Source organism: Rhizobium sp. Root1204 (assembly GCF_001424965.1).
In the GTDB taxonomy this organism is placed as follows: domain Bacteria; phylum Pseudomonadota; class Alphaproteobacteria; order Rhizobiales; family Rhizobiaceae; genus Pararhizobium.
Genome location: NZ_LMCZ01000003.1, coordinates 72,983 through 95,364, shown reverse-complemented (window position 1 = coordinate 95,364; position 22,382 = coordinate 72,983). Strand labels below are relative to the sequence as shown.

Annotated in this window: 19 protein-coding genes and 1 pseudogene; 8 read left to right on the top strand and 12 right to left on the bottom strand. The window is 57.1% G+C overall.

From position 1 onward, the window contains the following. Positions 1 to 12 precede the first annotated feature (12 nt). The 8 genes from trbL to ASC96_RS04915 are packed head-to-tail and all read right to left on the bottom strand — an operon-like array spanning position 13 to position 6,897. Entirely contained in the window at positions 13 to 1,194 is a 1,182-nt protein-coding gene (gene trbL / locus ASC96_RS04950; protein WP_060501947.1) for a P-type conjugative transfer protein TrbL, read from the bottom strand. Beyond that, positions 1,188 to 1,388, bottom strand: coding sequence for an entry exclusion protein TrbK (trbK, locus tag ASC96_RS04945; RefSeq protein ID WP_060501946.1), 201 nt, complete (start codon positions 1,386 to 1,388; stop codon positions 1,188 to 1,190). Before trbK ends, trbL begins: the two co-directional genes overlap by 7 nt. Beyond that, on the bottom strand, positions 1,385 to 2,182 hold the full coding sequence (gene trbJ / locus ASC96_RS04940) for a P-type conjugative transfer protein TrbJ (protein ID WP_060501945.1): 798 nt from the start codon (positions 2,180 to 2,182) through the stop codon (positions 1,385 to 1,387). Before trbJ ends, trbK begins: the two co-directional genes overlap by 4 nt. Further along, a complete protein-coding gene (locus tag ASC96_RS04935) occupies positions 2,160 to 4,610 on the bottom strand; it encodes a conjugal transfer protein TrbE (RefSeq protein WP_060501944.1) in 2,451 nt (816 codons plus the stop codon). The genes trbJ and ASC96_RS04935 overlap by 23 nt, the downstream gene beginning before the upstream one ends. Positions 4,611 to 4,620: 10 nt before the next feature. Further along, positions 4,621 to 4,920 carry a conjugal transfer protein TrbD gene (locus tag ASC96_RS04930; protein ID WP_034521145.1) on the bottom strand — a complete coding sequence of 100 codons (300 nt, stop codon included), beginning with the start codon at positions 4,918 to 4,920 and terminating at the stop codon, positions 4,621 to 4,623. Then, positions 4,913 to 5,296 (bottom strand): TrbC/VirB2 family protein, encoded by a 384-nt coding sequence (locus ASC96_RS04925; RefSeq protein WP_060501943.1) that lies wholly within the window; start codon positions 5,294 to 5,296, stop codon positions 4,913 to 4,915. Before ASC96_RS04925 ends, ASC96_RS04930 begins: the two co-directional genes overlap by 8 nt. Beyond that, a complete protein-coding gene (gene trbB, locus ASC96_RS04920) occupies positions 5,286 to 6,263 on the bottom strand; it encodes a P-type conjugative transfer ATPase TrbB (protein WP_060501942.1) in 978 nt (325 codons plus the stop codon). Before trbB ends, ASC96_RS04925 begins: the two co-directional genes overlap by 11 nt. A gap of 10 nt (positions 6,264 to 6,273) precedes the next feature. Continuing rightward, on the bottom strand, positions 6,274 to 6,897 hold the full coding sequence (locus tag ASC96_RS04915) for an acyl-homoserine-lactone synthase (RefSeq protein WP_060501941.1): 624 nt from the start codon (positions 6,895 to 6,897) through the stop codon (positions 6,274 to 6,276). Between the two features lie 389 nt (positions 6,898 to 7,286). Between ASC96_RS04915 and repA the strand changes: the two genes are divergently transcribed. The 6 genes and pseudogenes from repA to ASC96_RS04885 all read left to right on the top strand — a co-directional run bounded on the left by repA (position 7,287) and on the right by ASC96_RS04885 (position 15,124). Beyond that, a complete protein-coding gene (gene repA, locus ASC96_RS04910) occupies positions 7,287 to 8,480 on the top strand; it encodes a plasmid partitioning protein RepA (RefSeq protein WP_060501940.1) in 1,194 nt (397 codons plus the stop codon). Between the two features lie 81 nt (positions 8,481 to 8,561). Next, the gene (gene repB / locus ASC96_RS04905) at positions 8,562 to 9,557 is read left to right on the top strand and encodes a plasmid partitioning protein RepB (protein WP_060501939.1); all 996 of its coding nucleotides are present in this window, start codon (positions 8,562 to 8,564) and stop codon (positions 9,555 to 9,557) included. Between the two features lie 157 nt (positions 9,558 to 9,714). Then, a complete protein-coding gene (gene repC, locus ASC96_RS04900) occupies positions 9,715 to 10,929 on the top strand; it encodes a plasmid replication protein RepC (protein ID WP_060501938.1) in 1,215 nt (404 codons plus the stop codon). Between the two features lie 263 nt (positions 10,930 to 11,192). Next, positions 11,193 to 11,372, top strand: a pseudogene (repC, locus tag ASC96_RS04895) (replication initiation protein RepC); the annotation flags it as partial. Positions 11,373 to 11,780: 408 nt separating this feature from the next. Further along, positions 11,781 to 12,974 (top strand): hypothetical protein, encoded by a 1,194-nt coding sequence (locus tag ASC96_RS04890; RefSeq protein WP_060501936.1) that lies wholly within the window; start codon positions 11,781 to 11,783, stop codon positions 12,972 to 12,974. Beyond that, positions 12,971 to 15,124, top strand: coding sequence for a hypothetical protein (locus ASC96_RS04885; RefSeq protein WP_060501935.1), 2,154 nt, complete (start codon positions 12,971 to 12,973; stop codon positions 15,122 to 15,124). The genes ASC96_RS04890 and ASC96_RS04885 overlap by 4 nt, the downstream gene beginning before the upstream one ends. A gap of 26 nt (positions 15,125 to 15,150) precedes the next feature. Here ASC96_RS04885 and dut read toward each other — a convergent pair whose 3' ends face one another. From dut to ASC96_RS04870, 3 genes are all read right to left on the bottom strand, one after another. Beyond that, a complete protein-coding gene (gene dut / locus ASC96_RS04880; RefSeq protein ID WP_060502064.1) occupies positions 15,151 to 15,600 on the bottom strand; it encodes a dUTP diphosphatase in 450 nt (149 codons plus the stop codon). Positions 15,601 to 15,697: 97 nt separating this feature from the next. Then, positions 15,698 to 16,852: a site-specific integrase gene (locus tag ASC96_RS04875; protein WP_060501934.1), complete on the bottom strand. Its 1,155-nt coding sequence runs from the start codon at positions 16,850 to 16,852 to the stop codon at positions 15,698 to 15,700. After that, entirely contained in the window at positions 16,852 to 17,139 is a 288-nt protein-coding gene (locus tag ASC96_RS04870) for a hypothetical protein (RefSeq protein WP_060501933.1), read from the bottom strand. The genes ASC96_RS04875 and ASC96_RS04870 overlap by 1 nt, the downstream gene beginning before the upstream one ends. A gap of 168 nt (positions 17,140 to 17,307) precedes the next feature. Here ASC96_RS04870 and ASC96_RS04865 point away from each other — a divergent pair, with 168 nt between their 5' ends. Then, positions 17,308 to 18,444, top strand: coding sequence for an RHE_PE00001 family protein (locus ASC96_RS04865; RefSeq protein ID WP_060501932.1), 1,137 nt, complete (start codon positions 17,308 to 17,310; stop codon positions 18,442 to 18,444). Between the two features lie 305 nt (positions 18,445 to 18,749). Next, complete coding sequence (locus tag ASC96_RS32470) at positions 18,750 to 21,038, top strand: restriction endonuclease (protein ID WP_210171861.1); 2,289 nt, start codon at positions 18,750 to 18,752, stop codon at positions 21,036 to 21,038. A gap of 76 nt (positions 21,039 to 21,114) precedes the next feature. Here the strand turns inward: ASC96_RS32470 and ASC96_RS33700 are convergent, their stop codons facing one another. Continuing rightward, a complete protein-coding gene (locus ASC96_RS33700; RefSeq protein ID WP_060501931.1) occupies positions 21,115 to 22,275 on the bottom strand; it encodes a hypothetical protein in 1,161 nt (386 codons plus the stop codon). Between the last annotated feature and the right edge of the window lie 107 nt (positions 22,276 to 22,382).

Here is a 22,382-nt window from a genome sequence, read left to right as displayed (position 1 = left end):
CCCTTGTCTCGATTACGGTTTGTCGTTGCGTTCGGGAGGAGGCTTCGGTCCGCTATGACCGCCGCGCTGTTGATCGAGCTTGGCATTAGCTAGTCCGAGAATGGACCCGGCATAAGCGCCCGGAGAGCCGATTGCCTTTTCCTTCGCGGCGGATCCAGCTGCTAGCGCGCCGGAACTGAAGCTCGCACCCATGCCGCGAAGTGCGGCACCTGCGACCGAGGAGCCTGCGGCGCGGGCCGCCTGCGCAGCCGCGAAGCCCGCACCGGCAGCGCCGGTGGCGAGGAAACCAGCACCGGCGGCGAAGGACGCCGCTTGCCCGCCGTGCCGGATTGCCTCCATGCCACCAGAGACCGATGCGCCCTGGACAACGCCCTGGATGATGTTCGGGACATACATGGCGATGATGAAGACGACGACGGAGATACCGGCGATGGCCAAGGTCGTGACGAACTGATCCGATGAGGCCGTCGGAGCTTGGGCCAGGCCAAGCAGGACGTTCGATCCGATCTTGGCGATCATCACCAAGGCCATGAGTTTCATGCCGACGCCGAAGGCGTAGACGAGGTAGCGAACAGCAAAGTCTTTTGTGAAGGATGAGCCGCCGAGTCCGAGCATGATCATGCCGGCAAGCAAGCCGACATACATTTCGACCATGACCGACACGAAAATAGCTGCAACCAGGGAAAAGGAGATGACAACGATGCCCATGGCGAGAACGGCGGCAATGGCGAGCGCATTGTCTTCGAACACCCCGAACTGTGCCTGTTGCGACATTTGGGAGGCGACGCGGATGCCGGCATCGAACACTTCAGCGGGAGACGCTGAACCACCGCCGGCGCCAATCTGGAAAAGGCTGTCGACCACCGCTCGCGCAAAGGTCGGGCCTTGGGTCAGAACGAATGCGAAGAACCCGATGAACATGATCCGCCGCACCAGTTCGGCGAACCAGCTGTCCAGCGAGGCCGACTGGATCGCCAGCCAGACGGCCGCAATGCCGATCTCGATCGTTGCGAGAATCCAGAAGAGGGATTTCGCCGCCTCCATGATGGTGGTTTCCCAGCCCTTCGCGGCGGACGAGACCTGGTTTTCCAGCTCCGTGAGGACCTGTCCCTCCCGCGCGAATGCGGGAACGGCATAGGCGAGGACAAAGAGACCTGTAGTCAGGAATGAACGTGCAACAGTTGGTTTCACCATTTCGGGCGCATGTCCTGACCATCCTTGATTAGCGGCAGCTCTTTGCTGGAGCCGAAGAATTTTTCCCGGACGGCGCGCTGCTCCTCGGAGAGCACAGGTTTGCCTGTATTTCGGAAATTGACGATCAGTATTGTCGCTGCAGACGATGCAGCGGCGACAGCCAGTACCAAGGCAATCAGGACTGGGCGGCTCACCAGCGCGGCTCCATTTTCTGGCCGTCCGGAACGCTCTTGACCTCGGCGTTGAAGAACTTTTCCCGGCGCGCCTGCGCCAGGTCCTTGTCGGTCTGTTCCGTCTGCAGCCAGGTTCCCATCATCGTCATCTGTTGGGAGGCGAGACCGCGAAGCTTTTGCATTTGCGCGACTTGCTGAGCGGCGATCTCGTGCCCGACCTGCAAAGCCTTCACCTGCCCGTCAGCCGTCTCGGACATCGACCGCAGCGAGGACATCGTATCTTCCTCGCTATCGAACTGATCGGCGGTGAGGCTCGCCGCCTTCAGCGAGCTGGCGATGGTGTCACGGTTGGTGTTCGACCAGGACTGATAGGTCGAGGAGAACGTTGCGTTGTCCGGCAAATTCGTCTTGAGATCGGCATAGCTCTGAAAGCGTTGCTGAAGAACGTCGTCCGCATTTCCCATCGAAAAGGCGATGCCCTGTCCCTGGTCGACGATACTGCGCAACTGGTTGAGATCGCTTTCAACCTGCCCCCAGACGTGGTCAGGAAGCTGCGCGGTGTTTTGCAGCATGTTCTCGTAGATCATCAGCTGGTTCTGAATCTGCTCTGCAAGCTGGCTGATCTGGGTCAGCTGATTGTCGACCTGGATGCCGGAGCTTTTCATGAGGTCCACGAGCTGCGCATTGTTGGCGAGCTGCGTCCATTCCGTCGCTGCGCCGGTCGCCGTGCCGGCTTGAACTGCGCCTACGGCTCCGATCGTGAGAGCGGCGGCCGCCAAGCTGGTGAGCCATCTATTTACATAGCGATGCGGCATCGTGAACTCCTCTCGTTTCAAGCCAGTGGATCGGCCAGTCGTGGTCATGTTCGGATTTCAGTGTGCGGATGCGTTTGAGGTCCTCTTTGCCCGACGCGCCGACAAAGCTCAGCGCGACAGGCCCAAGCGACATGTTGAAGAGCCGCCGGCCTTCTGGCGTGGCGACGTAGTATTCGCGCTTCGGCATGGCGGTAGCGACGATCTCGATCTGCCGCTCGTTGAAGCCGATGCGCTCGTAGAATTCGCGCGTTCCCGACTCCCGGGCGGCGCCATTCGGAAGGCAAATCTTGGTGGGGCAGGATTCCTTCAGCACGTCAATAATGCCCGACCGTTCGGCATCGGAGATCGATTGGGTCGCGAGAACGACTGCGCAATTCGCCTTGCGCAACACCTTGAGCCACTCGCGAATCTTGTTACGGAACACAGGGTGGCCGAGCATCAGCCAGGCCTCGTCGAGCACGATCAGGCTCGGCGACCCATCCAGGCGCTTCTCGATCCGGCGGAACAGGTAGGTCAGCACCGGCACGAGATTGCGCTCGCCCATATTCATCAGTTGCTCGATCTCGAAAGTCTGGAAGGCTCCGAGCGTGAGGCCGTCTTCTTCCGCATCGAGGAGCTGGCCCATCGGGCCATCGACGGTGTAGTGGTGCAACGCATCCTTGATCTCGCGCAGCTGCACGCCGCTGACGAAATCCGAGAGCGAGCGACCTGATGCACTCGCCATCAGTCCGACCTGCCGAGAGATTGCGTTACGATGATCGGGGGTGATGGTGACGCCCTGCAGACCGACCAGCATCTCGATCCATTCCGTCGCCCAAGCCCGGTCGGCATCACTTTTGAGTTCGGAGAGTGGGCAGAAGGCCAATGCCCTCCCCTCTTCCGCATTGTCGCCGCCGATCTCATAATGAGCGCCGCCGGCTGCGAGCGTCAGGGGGAGAAGTGAACTGCCTTTGTCAAAGGCGAAGATCTGTGCATTTTCGTACCGGCGAAACTGCGCGGCGATCAGGGCCAGAAGCGTCGACTTGCCTGAGCCGGTTGGACCGAAAATCAGTGTGTGGCCGACATCATCGACGTGCAGGTTCAGATGGAACGCTGTCGATCCGCTCGCAACCTGCATCAAGGGCGGGGAATTCGGTGGGTAAAAGGGGCATGGCGCAACCGGGTTTCCGGACCAGACCGAGTTCAGCGGGATCAAGTCGGCGAGATTGCTGGTGTTGATCAGCGGCTCACGGATGTTGCAATACCAGTTTCCCGGCAGGCTACCGAGATAGGCGTCGGTGGCGTTCAACGTTTCGATCCGCGCACCGAAACCTTCCGCCTGGATCAGCCGCCGGATCGCTTCGGCCTTTTCCTGCAGTGCTTCTCGATCGCTGTCGAACAGCACGACGACCGGTGTGTAATAGCCATAGGCAACCAGCTGCGACGAGGCCTGTGCGATGGCATCCTCCGTCTCGACCACCATGGTCATCGCGTCCTGGTCGACGGATCGACTTTGTGTCTGGAATATCTGGTCGAAGAACGGCCGGACCTTCTGCTGCCATTTCTTGCGTGTGCGTTCGAGCTTTTGCCGGGCCTCCTCGGCATCAAGGAAAATGAAGCGCGATGACCATCGATAGGTCAGCGGCATCAGGTCTAGGCTGTTGAGAATACCGGGCCAGCTCTCGGCCGGCAGACCGTCGATCGCAACGACGCCGAGGAAACGGTTTTCGACCTTTGGCGTCAGTCCGTGCTCAAGCTCGGCCGTCGCGATCCAGTCAAGATACATGGGAACATCAGGAAGCCTGATCGGATGGCTTTCCCCGGTGGTGCAGAACCGCGCGAACTGCAGCAGCTCGTCGTATCGGGCAATTCGCTCCCCTCCCCTTTCGACCGTTTCGCGGGTTTCCATTCGCCGGATCGAAAGAGTGTTGGCAAAATACTGCTCAAGCTCTCGCACCGCGTTCTTGAACACGAAGAGCACCGTGTCCGCGTAGGATTTTTTCCGGCTTTCCTCATCCGAATAGATGTATTTGCTGAGAGCGGTCTTTTTGGACTCGAGGGGCCGGTAGGTCAGGATCAGCGCATGCTTGCTCTCGAAATGCCCCTGCTCGCGCGCGAAATGCGCCCGACGCTCGGCATCGATCGCGCGGGTCACCGGGTCCGGGAAATGGCAACGGTCTTCTGTGGGATAGTCGACCGTCGGAATGCGGATGGCCTCGACCTGGATCATCCACCCGCTTCCGAGCCGCGACAGAACGGCATTGATCTGCCTCGACAGCTCGTTGCGCTCGAGGTCGGTCGCGCTTTCGGAGTCCGGGCCAGCGAAATACCAGCCGGCCATCAGACTTCCGTCCTTTAAGAGGAGGACACCATTGTCGACAAGGCCGGCATAGGGAACGAGATCGGCAAAGGATGGGCCGGTCACCCGGAAGCGTTTGAGAGCTACCATGGCCGCCTCCTCAGTACCGCCGCCACGGCGAAGTGGTCGCCTTGTAATAGGGCTTGTAGGAAATGTGCCTGATATAGACCTGCCGCATGTGCGGATCGGCCTTCGCCATCATCCTGAGCAGCCCGACGATCACGACCCAGACAGCGACGCCGAAAAGCGCCGAATAGGCCGTAAGCACGACGAAGATCAGGATCACCGCTGCAAGACCGGTGATCAGCACCAGCTCCCGGTCGGCGCCCATGAGTAGGTTCGGGCGGGAGAGCGCGCGATGGATGCGGTTGCGCCGCAGGCCGGACAGGGACTCAGCCATGATCGCCCTCCCCTCCTTCGTTCGAACCAATTGAGATGACCTGCTCGTCGGATAGCCCGATCGAAGCGCCGGTCGCACCGAACAGGCCGACAATGTTGGTGGCGCCGAGCAGGATGCCGGCGACAAGAACGACATACACAAGTCGACGCGCGAAATCGTTGAGTTCACCGCCGAAGATGAGCATTCCGCCGGCGATGGCCACGGCTGCAAGCGCGATCGCACCCGCGACCGGGCCGGTTATCGACTCCTGAATCTGCTGCAGTGGCCCTTCCCATGGGAGGCTTCCGCCGGAACTGGCGAGCGCCGGCGCGACCGAGGCAAGAATGATGGGCGTCGCCACGAGCGCGGCTGCGATGAGTGCATGCTTACGCGACATGGCGCGCCTCCTGTTCTTCGGTGAGCTGATCGGATTCGATCTCGTACTGTCCGTTGATGAATCGCTCGACTTGGATGATGTCGCGAACAAGCCGGCCGCGCGGCGTCCGCTCGATCGAGATGACCAGGTCGACGGCCTCTCCGATGACCTCGTGCATCGGCTGCTGACTTGCCTCGGCCGTGAGCTGCTCAAGACGGCGTAGCGCCGACATGGCAGTGTTGGAGTGAATGGTCGCCACGCCGCCCGGGTGGCCGGTGTTCCAGGCCTTGAGCAAGGTCAAGGCCGCACCGTCGCGGACTTCGCCAACGACGATCCGGTCGGGACGCAGCCGCATGGTGCTCTTTAAGAGCCGCGCCATATCGATCGTATCGCTGGTATGGAGGAGAACGGCGTTTTCGGCCGCGCATTGGATTTCCGCGGTATCCTCAAGAATGACGAGGCGGTCCTCCGGCGTCGATTTGACGATCTCGTTGATAACGGCATTCGCAAGCGTCGTCTTGCCCGAGCCTGTTCCCCCGGAAATGACTATGTTGAGCCTCGCGGAAATGGCGCTGCGGATCGTGGAGGCCTGGTAGTCCGTCATCACGCCAGTGCGGACATAGTCCTCAAGCGGAATGAGGCGTGATGCCCGACGCCGAATGGTGAAGGCAGGCTTGGCGACGACGGGAGGCAAAAGACCCTCGAAGCGGTGACCGCCGATCGGCAGCTCGCCGGAGATGATCGGCTGCTCCGTGTCCACTTCGGATTGAAGCGCATGCGCCACAGTTCCGATCACCATCTCCGCGGCAGCAGACGACATCTCGCCGGCAGGCGCAACGCCGTGACCCAGGCGTTCGATGAACAGCTTTCCGTCCGGATTGAGCATAATCTCGACGACATTCGCGTCGTCCAGGGCAACACAAAGCTGATCGCCGAGTGCCTCCTGAAGTTTGCGGACAAGTCGGGGGTGAGATCGAAGCTGGTTCACGGATTTCTCCTTACGCTGCCTGGCTGACAGGGGTGAGTTCAGAACGGAAGTTGGCGGGGCGGAGCCTTAGGAACGTGTCGCGATCGGCTGGGAGGGTGCCGGCGACGGCGATCGTCACGCCAATCTTCTTGGGTTCGCCCAAACGCTGCAGCGGCCATCCGACGCGAGCGAGGATGCGCTCGAACCGAAGATCGGTCACCGTGACAATCTCGGTGTAGCCATTCGCCATGGACCATTCGATGATCCCCGCAAGCATAGTCAGCGTCGCCTCGTGGACCGAGCCGTTCCCCCTCCCCTCCGCGAGCGTAGTGTCGACGCAGAAGCGGGAACTCTCGATCATCGCGGCATGACCGTTGAGTCGACCGCCGGGAAGAAGCGACGAGAAAACGTCCGCCACCATTGTCGGCCCAAGCGTAGGAAGGAGCCTCGCGCATCCCGCCAGTTGGCCGGTCTCTGCGATCGCGAGAACATAGGTCGGCCGAAGTGCGTCAAAGCTATCTGACTCACACCCGGCCGTTACATCGACTTCCCAACCCAGGCGATCGGAAAACACCCGCGCTCGAAGCTGGTAGTGGATGTGAAGGAGATGCGCTTCTTGGATCGTCCGGGGCGTTGAGAAAGCGAGAACCTGCATGATTTTCTCCGTCGTTGTTGGACGGCGAGGAAATCAACACAGATTGGAATCGGGCGGCAGTTGTAGAATCCTACAAGTCGCACTCAACGTGAGTTGAGCAGGCCAAGCGACAAAGAGTGATTGAGGGCGGCCCTGTGCGCCCACATAAGCGGGCGCATTTGTAGGATTCACAGTAAAACAGACCGTGAACGCGACAGGCCATGCCAGTTGCTAAATACATGAAAACGCAACAAAAAGAATTTGTAAACGTGCAATCTGTCGATTTCCGGTTAACCCTTTGTTAACCTTAAATCTCTTGCGGCGATTTGAGAATCGGGAGATAGTTGCGAAAATTATGGCTATGGGGCCATTTTTTCGAAAGTTTAGCCTCCCGAGGAATAGTTTGCAAAATGAGCCATTCGCAGCCCAACCGATTTGATATCGAGATTGCCCAGCAAGGGGCGAAGATCTCAAATGCGTTGCATATGCTGCGCAGCCAGCAATATCCCCCCGATGCTCGCAAAGGATTGCGCAAATTCCAACTGGGAGAAGTGGCTGACTTCATCGGCGTCACCCAAAGCCATCTTCGACAAATTCATTCGGAGGGCAAGGGACCCGAAATAGAATCGGTCAGTGGACGGCGCTATTATACGGCTGACCAGATGTTGGAGCTTCGAGACTATCTTGAGGCCAACAAAAAATCCGACAAGAGGTACTACGTGCCTCGGCGTCGTGAAGCCGAGCCGATGCAGGTCGTATCTGTAGTGAATTTCAAGGGCGGAAGCGGAAAGACTACGACAGCAGCGCACCTTGCGCAATATCTCGCCCTCACCGGCCATCGCGTACTTGCGGTCGACCTCGATCCCCAGGCTTCGCTGACTTCCCTGTTCGGAATTCAGCCAGAACTCGATGATACTGCGTCATTGTACGAGGCGCTTCGTTTTGATGATGAGCGGAAATTTATAACGGACGTTATCCAGCCAACCAACATTCCTGGCCTTGATGTAGTTCCTGCAAATCTGGTTCTGCAGGAATACGAGTATGACGTACCCCTGGCAATCTCCTCAAAGAAGGGAGAGGATGGTCGGTTGTTCTACATGCGCATTTTCAATGCGCTGAAGCAGGTGGATGACAGATACGACGTGGTCGTGATCGATTGCCCGCCACAGCTGGGATACCTGACGATCACGGCGCTTATGGCCTCCACAGGCATTCTGATCACTATCCATCCCCAGATGCTAGACATCATGTCGATGAGCCAGTTCCTGATGATGTTGGGTGGAATCATGGGCCCGGTCGCAGAGGCTGGCGCCGAGATGCGTGTCGAATGGTTCCGCTATCTTGTTACGCGCTTCGAGCCGACCGACATCCCGCAAGCGCAGATGGTCGGGTTCATGCAATCCATGTTTGCCCAGCAAATGCTGCGAAATCACGTCCTGAAGTCGACTGCAATTTCCGATGCTTCGATAAAGAAGCAGACCTTGTATGAGGTCGAGCGAGGCGATTTCGTTCGTTCCACCTACGACCGTGCCATGGAAAGCCTGAATGCAGCCAACGGCGAAATCATGGAACTTATACACGGCTCATGGGGGCGGAAACTATGAACTTGTCAGCCGTTTTAATGCCCGTTTTGATGAGACGAGCCAATGGCTTATCGAGGTTGAGGGGAAAGCTGGAGGTCGGTTATGTCCCGTGAAAATCCATTTGCGAAATTAGACATGGCTTCCATCTCGGCCAACCAGACGCCAACGAAGCCCGGCTACGGCATGACAGGTGCGGCGAAGACAGTCGTTCGGTCCATCGAGGATCTGGCCGAGAACAGCAAGAAGCTGATGAAAGGCGAGGTGATCGTGGATCTGGATCCGCGGTTGATTGACGTTTCCTTTGTTGCCGACCGCCTTTCCGAGGATGGCGAAGAGTTCCAAGAACTCAAGGAGGCGATCAAAGCGTCCGGGCAAACCACGCCAATTCTGGTTCGACCGAGTTCAGTGGACGACAAGCGCTATATGGTCGTTTTTGGCCATCGACGTCTGCGGGTCGCTCGGGAGCTTGAAATACCGGTCAAGGCCGTCGTCAAGAAGTTGGACGACGTCACCTCTGCCATCGCGCAAGGGCAGGAAAACTCCGCCCGCTCGAATCTGTCATTCATAGAACGCGCATATTTCGCACAGAACCTCCTTGCATCGGGACTGACGAAGGATGCGATCAAGTCATCGCTCGCGATTGATGAGGCCATGCTTTCGAAGATGCTTGGTGTTGTCGAGATCGTTCCTTCGCCAGTCATAACGGTGCTCGGCGCATGCAAGAAGATCGGCCGTGATAAATGGTTGAGCTTGCGCCAACTGCTGCTCGCCCCTGCCCTTCTGAGGGTCGCAACGGACTATGCAGGAACCGCCGAGTTTATCGAACTCGCGGGCGACAAACGGTTCGACGATCTCCACGAATATCTGAAGCGGTACAAACTGAAATCGGCGGCAAAGAAGCCTAAGAGCGTGCAGTCCGCGAAGGAATGGACGTCGAGTGATAGTTCATTGAATTTGGTCATGAACGCCAAGTCTAAGAAGGTTGCGATAGAGCTTTCGAATCTCGAAGCGAAGCCCTTCAGCGATTGGCTTTCCGGCCGAATGGATCGACTGTACGAGGAGTACAGACGGTCAAAACCCGAACATAATGGAGATTAAACCGCAAAAGAAAAAGGCCCCCAAACGGTAAACCGTGGAAGCCTCTCTCGTTATCCTTAGCAAGATCGAGAATCGCATTTCCCCGAATCACAGTCAAGAGTCTTTGGCACTGTTTTTGGTGAGCTGATTTCTGTTGCCTTTTAGAAGGTGAAAGAAAATGCAGGTTGGAAGTGTGACGACGCCCTTTGGGCGGCGGCCGATGACGCTTGCCCTGGTGAAAGGTCAGCTGGCCACAGCAGACATAAAGCCCGGCAAGTCGGTCGATAAATGGAAAGTGTTTCGCGACGCGTGTGAGGCACGGATCGTTCTCGGCCTGACAGATAGGGCGCTATCGGTATTGAACGCCCTGTTGTCGTTCTATCCGGAGCAGCAATTGTCCGATGAGCGTGGACTGATCGTATTCCCGTCGAACAATCAGTTGACGGTGCGGGCACACGGTATAACCGGCACAACGCTTCGCCGTCACCTGGCGGCACTTGTCGATGCCGGTCTGATTATCCGCAAGGACAGTCCGAACGGGAAGCGCTATGCGCACAAGGATGGCTCAGGCTCCATCAAGGACGCGTTTGGCTTCAGCCTGGCTCCAATGCTCGCAAGGTCTGAAGAACTCGCCCACATGGCTCAGCAAGTCGCTGCCGACCGTAAAGCCCTCCGACTGACCAAAGAACGGCTGTCGATCTGCCTGCGCGACGTTCGCAAGCTCATCTCCGCGGCCGTTGAGGAGGGAGCTGCCGGTGATTGGGGCATGATCGAAGAGCATTACATCGGCCTCATGGCGAGGGTTCCGAAGAGCCCCACAGCCGCTGATATGGAGCCGGTTGCCGAGGAAATGGAGATGTTACGCGAAGAAATCATCAACCTGCTGGAAATGCAGGTAAATTCTGAAAAAACGGATGGCAATGCTGTCCAAAATGAACGCCACATACAGAATTCAAATACCGAATCCATCTATGAATCTGAACCGCGCTCTGAAAAAGAGCAGGGGGCGAAATCGAGCCAAGCCATCCGGGTTCTGCGTGAGCCGATAAAAGCCTTCCCGCTTGGGATGGTGCTGAAGGCATGCCCGGATATTGCGATGTACGGCCCTGGCGGGACGGTTGCGTGCTGGCGCGACCTGATGTCCGCTGCAGTCGTGGTTCGATCAATGCTCGGGGTCAGTCCGTCGGCCTACGAGGAAGCGTGCGTTGCCATGACGGCGGAAAACGCGGCGGTGGCAATGGCGTGCATTCTTGAGAGATCGAGCTTCATAAATTCGGCCGGCGGATATCTGCGCGATCTTACGAAGCGCGCGGAGCTTGGAGGGTTTTCGCTGGGACCTATGCTGATGGCGCTGCTCAAGGCAAACGGAGAGAGATCTCAACGCGCGGGTTGATGATCGGTGGAGGATGGGCTTCCCGTAAGGGAACATCCAAGGGGCAGCGCCCCCGTAGGCTTGTCAGCCGTTTTTTTTCGTGGTTTTAGTATACAATACAATCACTTGATAGCATTGAGATGTATTGATGGCGCTGGAACGCTATGTGCGCTTCATGTCGTTTGGCACTTAAACGTAAGAATTCGGCGGTTCCGGTAAAGCTTCTCGCGTGCATCGGGCGCTCGTCGAGCGCTACCGCTCCTGGACACTGATCAGGCGGAGATATGGGCGCCGAAAATGCGGCCGTCGCGATGGCTGCTATACTTGAACGGGCAGGGCACATCAATTCGGCCGGGGGATATCTTCGTGATCTCACGTCAAGAACACGGCGCGGCGAGTTTTCTCTCGGCCCGATGCTTCTGGCGCTCCTCAAGGTCAATTCAGAAGGGGCGATGCGTGCATGAAGAGGTGAACCAGCCAGTGACGTCTGTCTGAACGATAGAAGTGCGCGCTGTTGTCAGCTGACGACACATTAAACCATTGAAATCGCTGAACCTCATATGGTAAACGCATCAGGCCTTGGCCGCATAACCTAAACCAACGTCCTCCGGTAACCTCGGTCACATTCAGCGCCTCCCGCAAACCGGTGCGGTTCGGACCTTGGACACCGTCGACTGATATCTTTGGTTCTCCAAATGAATCTATAGCCTTTGTCTTCTGACCGTCAGTGCCCTGTGAACCAAGTCAGGTGCGGCTCCGCAATGTGCGCGCGGGTTCAAGTGGGCTAAGCTGTAGGCTGACACTATAAGACAATTGAAACCAGCAGGCTGGTAGATCTGCCGATATCGCGCTCAGGGCTGGAGGAAGAAGGATTGCTTAGTGTCGAGAAGAGCTTCTCGCTCGGTGATTTCGAGACCTATCTCGACAATCTCTGGGCAGACCCTGAACAGGAACTAAGACTACCGAACACGTTAAAAGCTGATGCGATTGGCGGTCAGGCTTCTCTGTTGCAGCTGGTTATCACCTGGGCCCGTCGAGCAACTGAAAATACCCCTTTGCGAATTTACGCGGATGGGAACGACGAGGTGTCGATTGGGCACTTTTCACGTACCGCGGTCGGTCTGGTGGCGTTGAATTTTGCTCGGGCAATTCGCGGATACGGAAATGCGGCGATCGAGCGATCTAAGGCCATGGAAACAGCCTTGCCGTTTGTTGAAGCGATGCACTTCGGCCACCTCAGAGATCTCCGAGAGTTCGCAAAAACGACCATTCCTTTAATATGCATCGATAACGCTAAACGTCTGGCACGCCCCAACCGTCTCTACAGCCCAAACAGCGATCAGGTCAGAAGCCGCCGCGATTTTGCCGATTTGCTCCATGCAGCCGGAGGGGTGATCGTTCCTCGATCTCGTCCTATCAGTGATCCGCGACTAATAAGTGCTGCAGCCAGCCTCATGTACGAGGCTTTTCTGAACACACATGAACACGCCCAGGCCGACGCCGCAGGCAATGCCTATAGGAGGTCCGTCCGGGGGGTCCTCATCGGCTCCAGGTACATTAAGCGAGATAAGCTTGTTCCAAGTGCATCCGGGCACAGACCGATTGAGGACTACTTTCAAGCCTGGCGGCCCGATCACCCAGCAGCCCAACACGCACAGTTTGTGGAGATGTCTATTTTTGACAGCGGCGCTGGGATGGCCCAAACGTGGCTACAGAAGAAGGGGCGAGTTTCCACGGGAATTCTTGGTAGTCAAATATCAATCGACGATGAGTTCGAAGCCATACTTTCATGCTTTCGAAAGGGTGGGACAACCAAAGGAGGCGAGACGAGCGGTAACGGGCTTTTTAGAATAATGCGCGTTGTCAGCGATAATGGTGGGTTCATTCGCGTTCGTTCTGGAAGGCTTTCACTTGTCCACGTCGCCGGCGTACCTGGACACCAATCCGACGTTGACGAAGGTTTGGAGGACTCGATTGACGGTGGCCGACCTAATCAGCCTCGCGCATGGGCAGATGGAACTCTCATAACCGCAATGTTGCCTTTGAACCGAGAGCGTAATCAATGAATAGCCTCTATTCGTTTCGATGCCGGAGCGCTGAGGCGCCCAATGGGGCTTCAACGCTCGTAATCTTTTCTGGGCCGGGTGAATTCGATGCCAACGATCTGACGACAGCTGTTTCCGACCAGACGAGAAATGATCTGTCGCCCGAATTGGTGGTAATCCTATTCCCGGAATTATTGACCAAGGTTCTCACCGATCTCGGTGACGAGTTGGATGATATCTTTGCGCCAATTGCACGTGACGTTCCAATCGGCGCTTATGTATACGACCGCTGCGGACATGTGCGATTTTTGCGGGCCTTCCGAGCTGACCCTCCTAAGACTCTCAACTTGGAGCCAATTCGGCGGCAGGGGCTGACCAAGCTCTTTCGCGATCGCGGAGGATTACTAGAAGCCGGGCCAACCGCGCATTTTATGAAGCCTTCAGGCCGAGCAGACAGTCGCTTTCTGCGAGCGGCACACGCATTGGCGGAGGGGGCGGAAATTTTTTTCTGCGCGTTCTGGATCCTTGAATTGCTGACCGATGACGTTCAGAGGATCCATGTCGACACGTCGGCAATCGCCAGTCTGGCCTTCGCGGCCGTGCTTATGAAGGATCGAAAAACCGTTCCAGTCATAACGACGTTCAAGTCCTATGATGGCAAAGATACGCACCCCTTCCACAAAGACAGGAAGGAGCTGGTGCTTATCTCCGCCTCCCAGTCGGGGGAAATGGCTAAGGGGATCTCGAAGGTGGTTGCCGACCCGAAGATGGTTGTGACGCTGTTTTCCACGGCTCCGGCCAGCGTTCCCAACACGACTACTCTTGCGGACCTAGTTTACGATGGCGAGCTGAACCCACATGGGATCCGACCGGAGACCACGCGAATTGACCCCAAAAACAGCCGGCCTATCAACCTGATCGGTGAGCATTTCCATGCGGTTCCCGACGGCCCCAGAGCGATCGTCCCCAAGCTTGACGACAAGCCTGACGTTGTGAAAGGATTTCTGCCCCAATTAGTAGGGCAGGAAGTCTTTCGAGCCTATAAGTCAAGCCTTATCGCCAATTCGCGGAGAGCTATTTGGATTGACGTAGAAAAATTGGTCCTTACCGACTTCTTCAGGAAATGGGTTAGAACACTCGTGGCGACGAGTATTCCGGCTTCGACACGTGCGATCGTTCATTTTGACGATGACCCCTCGTCCAAAACGCTTGCTTCGGCCATCACGGCTGAAGTGCACGCGCAGGGAGGACAGTTGGTGGAGTGCCGGATCCTTACTCTGAAGGAAATCGAGTCCGGGAAAATGGATTGGGAAATCTGCGAAGCCCCAGTCGTAGTTGTTGGAGGTGCCACTGGCCACGGCGCGGAGTTCCTTATGGCGAGTCGAGCGCTCCGGAAATACGCGCCTGCCTCTCACAGGATCTACATTACTACCGCAGCGATGCCTTCCTCTCCTGCCTTCTCCTCGGCGCTGAAGAGCAACCTGGAGCAGCCTACGTATAAATTCCACAAATGGTTTGACATCTTGATTGATCGAGAACGGCTAGCGGAGAGCTGGCACGCGGAACGAGCGCTGCTCGTTGAGGACGACAATCTTCCAAATGAACTCGAAAAGCGCCTGGGGGAATTGGATAGCTCCCTTGGTCTCATCGACAATTTGTTCCTTGAAGGGCTGGGTGGCAAACTTAAACTAAGAGATAATTTCGCTTTTTGGCCCCGTACCGTGAACTGTTCAACGTCGTCTCAAGCAGACGTGTTCACCACGATAGCGGCCATTGTGGCAAACATCCGCTCGGGAAAGGACTCGATGCAATCCGAACGGCTCCTCAATGATGCGTATAACCACTGTGTTATTGCAGCCGAGACATTCTTCCGCTTCAACGATGGGATAATACAAGCGGCCTTTATCAGGGCGTCCCTCCCGATCGAACTCGACTATCGCGATGCCCCAATCGAAAGTGAACGTATGGCGGACCTAGTCGGGAGAATGGTAGATTTGCAGCATCTGCCGCACGGCGAAGCGCTAAGCGAATTCTTACTTAGCCTCGCGCTTCAAAGAATGAAACTGACGCCCGCCAGTGAAGAGTCCCTGAAAGCCAAACTCGACGCCAGTGCCCCGGATCTTTCAGAAGTGAACAAATGGATCATTAAGAAGATCCCATGGACACGCTGAGGGTGGCGCAATGCGACATTTTGGGGCTAGCTTCCGGTACTCCCCAGACCGGAATGGCCCCGGGCGGAGCTACCAAGCTTCGTAACGGTGTCAAATGCCGCCTTGACCACCGGGGCGATCACCATCTGTGCGATGCGATCTCCTGATTTGATTGTGTAGGAGGTCTCGGAGGTATTTAAAAGGATGACGATAACCTCGCCGCGATAGTCACTGTCGATCGTACCAGGGGAGTTCAGGACGGTTACTCCATGGTGCGACGCAAGGCCTGATCGCGGACGAACCTGTGCTTCCATGGATTCGGGAATTTCTATGCAAATTCCCGTTGGAATGTTTGCTCGCTGGCCTGGCCCCAAGACTATGGCTGGGCCGTTGAATGCCGCGAAGAGGTCAGCTCCCGCTGAGCCGCTCGTTTTGTATTCTGGTGGAGTGGCTTGCTCAGTCAAAAGGACCACCCTGACTGCCGGATTGTCATTCATCCTCATCGCTCCTTCTCCGAGGCTACACAACTTGCATATCATTTTTCGTTGGGCGAACCACGCTAGAGTTTAATAGAGAAACCGTTCGCTATCGCGGTTAAATCATACGGGCTGCCCGACCTGTCCGTCGTGTGCTGTTGTTGTAGTAGCTGGAGGCCTGCTGTACCGATCGGTGTCGTGACTGCTCCATTGCCTCAGGGAGGGGAATACCGCGGTTGGCGGCTTCCGTGAGGTATCCCGACCGCAATCCGTGCGCCGAAAACTCCCCGCTCTCCAATCCAGCCAACACCGCCCGTTGCTTGATAATGGCATTGACCGACTGCGGATCGATCGCGCGCCGCGAAACAGTCCCCCATCGCCCGATGGCCCGAAACACGCTTCCGCTTTCGATCTTCGCGGCGCCCAGCCAGGCATCGAGCGCCTCTACCGGCCGGCCGGTCAGATAGACGACATCATCCTGTTCCCCACTGCTGGTCTTGGTGCGACCGAGATGGATGGAGAGAGAGGGGAGGGGGGCGCCATTCTCCACTGGGATCGGCGGCTCGACGGTCAGCTGCTCACGGCGCAAGCCGGCGATCTCGCTGCGGCGACGGCCGCCGGACGCAAACGCCACCATCAATATTGCGCGGTCACGCAGGTCGCGCAGGCTCTCGGTCGCGCAGGTCGCCAGCAGTCTTGCCAGGACGTCGCCGGTGACCGCCTTGGCGCTCTTGCGAAGACGTTGTCTTGGCGCGGCTCGGATCGCCAGACGAATGGCGGATTTGAGGGCAGGGGAGGCGAAGGCGCCGTCAAAACCGCGCCATTTGGTCAGCGTCGACCAATTGGCCAGCCGCCGCCGCACCGTCGCCGGCGCGTGCGGGCCGACGGATTTGAGGAATCCTTGGCTCCGGAGGTTCTCGTCAACGTCGGCCGGCATGCCGTGATCGGGATCAGTTTCGCGGTGCTGCGGGTCCCAGAGATGATGGGCGACGAATTTTAAAAGCAGTGCTTCGGGCGCCGGCCAGGGCAAGGATTTTTTGGTCGCCGCCAGCCCCCAGGCTTCAAGGTAGGCAAGGTCCGAGGTCAGCGCCCGCAGCGTGTTGGCGCCCATGCCCTCGTTGACCAGATGACGCAGCGTCTCGATGTCTTTGTCGGTGAGCAGCTCGGCCAGCTCGTCGCGACGATCGATCGGCAACACTGATGCGATCGTGTCAAGCTCGACGGATCGCCGCTGGACCCCGGATAGAGCAACTGACTTGTGAGCGTTCGCCATCACGCTGGCTTTGCCTGCGGCCGCCAGCGAGCGATGATCTGCTCGATTTCGCTGCGATAGTCGTGGGGGTAGGAGAGGTCCTCTTCACGCGCGAGCCAGGTGAAGATCGTCGCCATATCCTCGGCAACCTCGCGATCGACATTGGCCAGATCGGTGAGATCGAAACCGCCATGCACCTCGGCGTTCCACCAGGCCAGCAGGAAGTTGGCGACGCGGCCGCCCTGGCCGGTATTCTGATGGGCGATATTGAGCAGCTTTTCGAGGGCGAAACGGACGCGATCTTCCATGAAAAAACCTTTACTGTGCGGGGTTTGGCCCAGATTAGACGGATTCGCGGCCTCTGTCGATCTACCATCGATAAGCGGCAGTTATCGATGGTTAGAAGCCCAACCGACAATCATACAATGTGGCGAACCGCAATAATTACATAGAGTTCCTTTAACAAATCATTTACTATGATTTCAATGGTTTACGATTTTGCTAAAATCAGCATGACAGCCCTGATGGAGCCCGCTTTTCGCGCTGGTATCGAGTTGGCGCGTCTAGATGAGCGCATCGCTCGCTCACCGGTTGGCCAGGGATCGATCGAACGATTCCATTTTGCTGACGCCTGCGCCTCGCTGTGGATCGACGGCGAGTTGGTGCATCTCGAAGACCTCGTCCTCCACGACGCCACGAAAGATATTCGCACGCCCACCCATGAACTGACCATCGCCCGCGACGTCCTGAAAACTCGCCGACGGATTTCCGCGAATCCGCCCGCTTGGACGCTATCTGCCGATGGGCTCCGGAGCCTGCGGGGCCAGGCGGCGACGGTGGCGTCGGCTGACACCACTGCGAGCAGCGAGGTCGAGGCGGCCGCCGACTGTCCGGTCGGAGGAGTGGAGGGGGAAGAGGTCGATGATGGTGTCAGCCCGCTCGACGCCGAATTCGCCGCCATCGATGCAGTGCTGGCCCGATCGGAAGCGGCGATCGAACAGGCAAAACGGCCCAGCCGCGCCGGCGCCCCGGAAAAGGATCCGCTGGTTTACGATCTCGACTGGGACGAGGACGAGCGACTTGAGGAATGGCGCGGTGTGTTGCGGCAAGCGCGTGACCTGCCGGCGGTGCTGCAGGCGATTGTCGCGCTCGATGCCTGGAATGAATTGTCGGTACTGCAGCATGCGCCGTGGCTCGGCCGGCTACTGGCCGCCTCGATCCTGCGCGATGCCGGCGTCACCACCGGCGCCCATCTCGCCACCATCAATCTCGGCCTCAAAACCATTCCCGTCGATCGGCGCCGGCATCGTGATCGCGAAACCCGGTTGATCGCGATCACGCAAGGCTTGATCGCGGCGGCTGAGATTGGTCTGAAAGAGCATGCCCGGCTGGCGCTGGCGCGACAGATGATGGAACGCAAATTGACGGGAAGACGAACGTCTTCGAAACTGCCGGAGCTGGTTGAGCTGGTCATGGCAAAACCGCTGGTGTCGGCCGGCATGGTGGCGAACACCCTCGACGTCACGCCGCAGGCAGCGCGGCGGATTGTTTTGGAGCTCGGCCTCAGGGAGATGACGGGCAGGGGGAGGTTTCGGGCGTGGGGGATAATCTGAGCGAAACTTCACATCGCCCAGGGCCATTTATGATCCGCGGTTGCTGGGTGCACAATACTGCTATTCTCAGTCACGCTTTTTCTAAACTCGAGAGTGGACCCTGTGAGATAGTCGCGAGCTTTCAGGCGGATATCGAGCGCGTCGTCGTCTTTCACGCCATTGCTGGATGAAGCCATTGAGATTGGAACGGCTAGGGAAAAAGTTGGGGACGGGGGTACTCCTAACTATCTGCGAGAAGGAATATATGGACGGACCGTATTCCATTGGTAGCATGACGGCATAGTTCTCCCAGGAGTCGCATGCCAGTGTCCGACCGATACGATTTCGCCAACTTGTCGCCGATCGAGTTCGAGCGTTTATGCGCAGATCTGGTGGCAGCGGAAACCAGGCTTCGGTTCGAGACGTTCTCCGAAGGCGCTGACGGCGGTGTCGATGGCCGTCACGCCAGAGCCGACGGCGACCTCATCATCCAGGCGAAGCACTACAAGAACAGCACCTGGTCGGACCTGCAGAAGGCGGTGAAGGCGGAGAAGAAGAACGTAGCAACGCTGAAACCGTCGGAGTACTACCTCCTTACGTCGCAACCTCTGACCCCAAACAGAAAGGCTAAACTGGTATCCTTGCTGGAGCATCCCTCAGTCGATTCATCTCGTGTCTGGGGACGCTCGGAGTTGAACGGCTACCTCGCGAAACATTCCGCGGTAGAGAGGCGGCACATCAAGCTTTGGCTATCCAGTGCTGCGGTGCTTGACAGACTGCTCAAGAGTGACATTGCGGTATTCACCGAAGCGACAGCTGAGGAAATCGAACGGATTTTGAAGGTCTTTGTCGTCAATCCGAGCCTCAACCGATCCGCGGAAATCCTGAAGGCAACACACTGCCTAATCATTTCGGGCCCCCCAGGAGTCGGCAAGACGACCCTCGCTCAGGTACTTGTCGCAGAATACAGCGACGAGGGCTGGGAGCTTGCATCGGTCGCTTCAATCAATGACGCCTTCCGAGCATTTCGACGCGACACACCACAGGTCTTTGTCTTCGACGATTTTCTGGGGAAGATCAGGCTCGATGCAGCTTCTCTGGCACGCGACGACGGAAAAATCGCGCGGTTCATGTCCATGGTACATAGGGACAAGACAAAGCGGTTTATCCTCACGACGCGGGCCTATATCTTCAACGCCGCGCGGGAGCTTTCCGAGGCTCTCGACGACAGGAAGGTCGAGATGTCAGAGATGGTGCTCAATCTCGCTACCTACACCCGAGAATTGAAGGCGCGAATTCTTTATAACCATCTCTACCATTCGGAAATGGATCGAGCTTCGATCGATGCGCTTCTCAAAGGTGACACGGTTCGCCAGATTGTGGATCACCGCAACTACATGCCGCGCATCATCCAGTGGATGACGGACGAGATGATGCAACGGAATGTGGCCGCAACCGATTATCCGAAGGCATTTCTCGATACGCTTGCCAACCCGGAGAAGATTTGGGAGAAGGCATTCAAGCAGCACATCAGCAGGAGGGCACAGATCCTACTCCATTGCATGTTCTTTGCCGAACAAGACCGGTACTCCAACAGCGGCATCCAACTGGGCACCCTCAGAAGCTTCTTCGATCGCGCGATCGTGGAATTTGGCGCTATTAGGAGGGCAGAACTGCGAGGTTCGATCTTTGAAGAGACGCTCCGCGAGGTGAAGTCCTCGTTCGTGGTGATTGAGAATGACAAGGCGAACTTCATAAATCCTTCAGTGCAAGATTACCTTTCTCGCGAGTCCTCAGACGCCACTGTTGCTGCTACGCTTGCTCGCTGCGTACCGACAGTGGCGGGAGCATTGTCGATATGGAAAAAGCTCGATCCCCAGGTTGCTGAAAGCGTTCGGCACCAGGTCGCCGCATCGATGCTGGAAGCTTTGTCGGGCTCATCAGTCACTGGGAAGATTGCCCTACATGACCTCACAGGTTTCGTCGGCGAACTCGTTCTCAAAACTGGTAATGCCGACTTCTGCCAGCACCTCCGTAGGCAAGGGCTTGAGAAACTCTTCTGGACGGTGACCGCGAAGCTTCCAGTATTCGTCGGCGAGCTAGAGACCGGTGTGTACAGCCATCTTCCTCATGCCAAAGCCTACGGAAGATATCTCAGGCTGGAGGTATACAGGTATGTTTCTTCAGAACGTGAGTACGCGATGGAGATTGAAGAACTCTCCGAGCTCGCGACGAGCCTCGTGGCCTCACCGGTCGAAATGTCGGAGGAATTCTATCGCAATTTCAATGAGGCAGCTGAAGAAGCGGGGGATGTCCTCGAATTGAGCTCGATCAGCAAGGACCAAGATGCTGAGCAGGTAATTGGAGAGTGGTTGGATCATTTCGATAAGATCGAAAGCCTGACTTCGACGTCTGCGTTCTACTGGAAACGAAAGGACTTCGACGAGCGGCTCGCGTCAATCCAACAAATGGAGGATTATCGACAGCGGATGGAGGAAACGAGAGGTTCAGCGCCCCGCTCGCAGTCGTCCGGCCAGTCGCGGCCCGCCTACGACAGGGGTTTCTCCAATGAAGATCTCCGGTCGATGTTCTCGTCTCTGAAAAGAGACGACTAGCCGGGGGGCTTGTTTCTCGGCGTTTAAACCAGTCAGCGCCTCGTGAAACTTGCATTCCACGAGTCGGCTCCCATCGTCAAAGGAAGCCATATGTGCCGAGCAGAAGCCGAATGGATTCTGGGGTTATTTCATAAACCTGCCTTGAAACGAGCGCGCCGTCAGGATGCGCTTGGATGTGCTCACCGCTTTCGACATCGTAATAATTGAGAGCGACTTCTTCGGGCCATGGGAATTTAGGGTCAAACGGCACGTCTGCATAAGGATTGAAATAGACCTGAAGCCCATCCAGATGGGTTTCACGATGAAACGACGAGTGTTGAATAAGCATATCTGCACCGCCGATCTGGTGCTCGGTTTCTCGTCGTTGCGTGAGGAGGTAGTTCCGCGCAGCGAGCTGAAACCGGTGCGTCCCGACCTGCCAGAGCTGCGAACCGGGTTCAACCTGGTCCTTGTCGATCAGCCTGTAGCGCGTTGCCCGGACGAGCCTAGCAATTTTACTTTCAACGACGGCTTTTCCAAAGGTCCCGACTGTCGAAAAGAAGACGGCGCTGATCTCCGTGAACGAGTCGTTCGTGAAAATTCCCATCTCAACTGGCGCACCCGAAGGCTTCAGGAGATAGGTTATCTTGTCTTGCTTTCCTTGGTCTTGCCCTTCGAGCACAGGCGGCGCCAAGCCAAAAAGGACCATGTTGATGAGTTCGTTGTTTTGCGTGAGCGAGAGGTCGCTATCGAATGGGGCGATCGCTATGACAAATGGCCGACCGCACACGTGGCTCATCGAGGAATACGGGTGCTTCTTTCCATTGCTTCCGCGGTAAAGATCCACCTTATCCCTGATCTTCCCAGCAAGTTTCAGCGCACCACGGTTTTTGAAATCCTGCTCGTCAAAGGTTTTCCGCTGCTTCGCAGTCGGAGGCTGATCAGAGATGACAGCTTCTATGTTGAACTCGTAGTTTCCGGGTCCTCGGACGAAGAAATCCGGCGCCGACTTCGAAAAGTCCACACTACATCCCAAATCGATCAGAGCCCTGTTGAGATATAGCTCCCACATCGAAGAATTGAACGTCGATTGAAACTCCTTGATGAATTTTTGGCTCTCGCCCCTCCTATCCAGCAAGCCAGTCGCCCAGTCTTGGATGACAGGCTTGACCTTAGCATAGTCGGGGTGGGCGTTGATGAGACGAAAGTGATCGTGGAGTTTTGCTTCCGGAAATCGGGGATCAAACAAGTTTAACATACATAATCCGTCCGTGAGTTTTCATTCGTGCAGCTCGCTGGGCTAGCCATCGATGTAGTCTGTGATTTGCGTTTGAAACGTGGTTTGCTGGACAATATTCCCGGCGC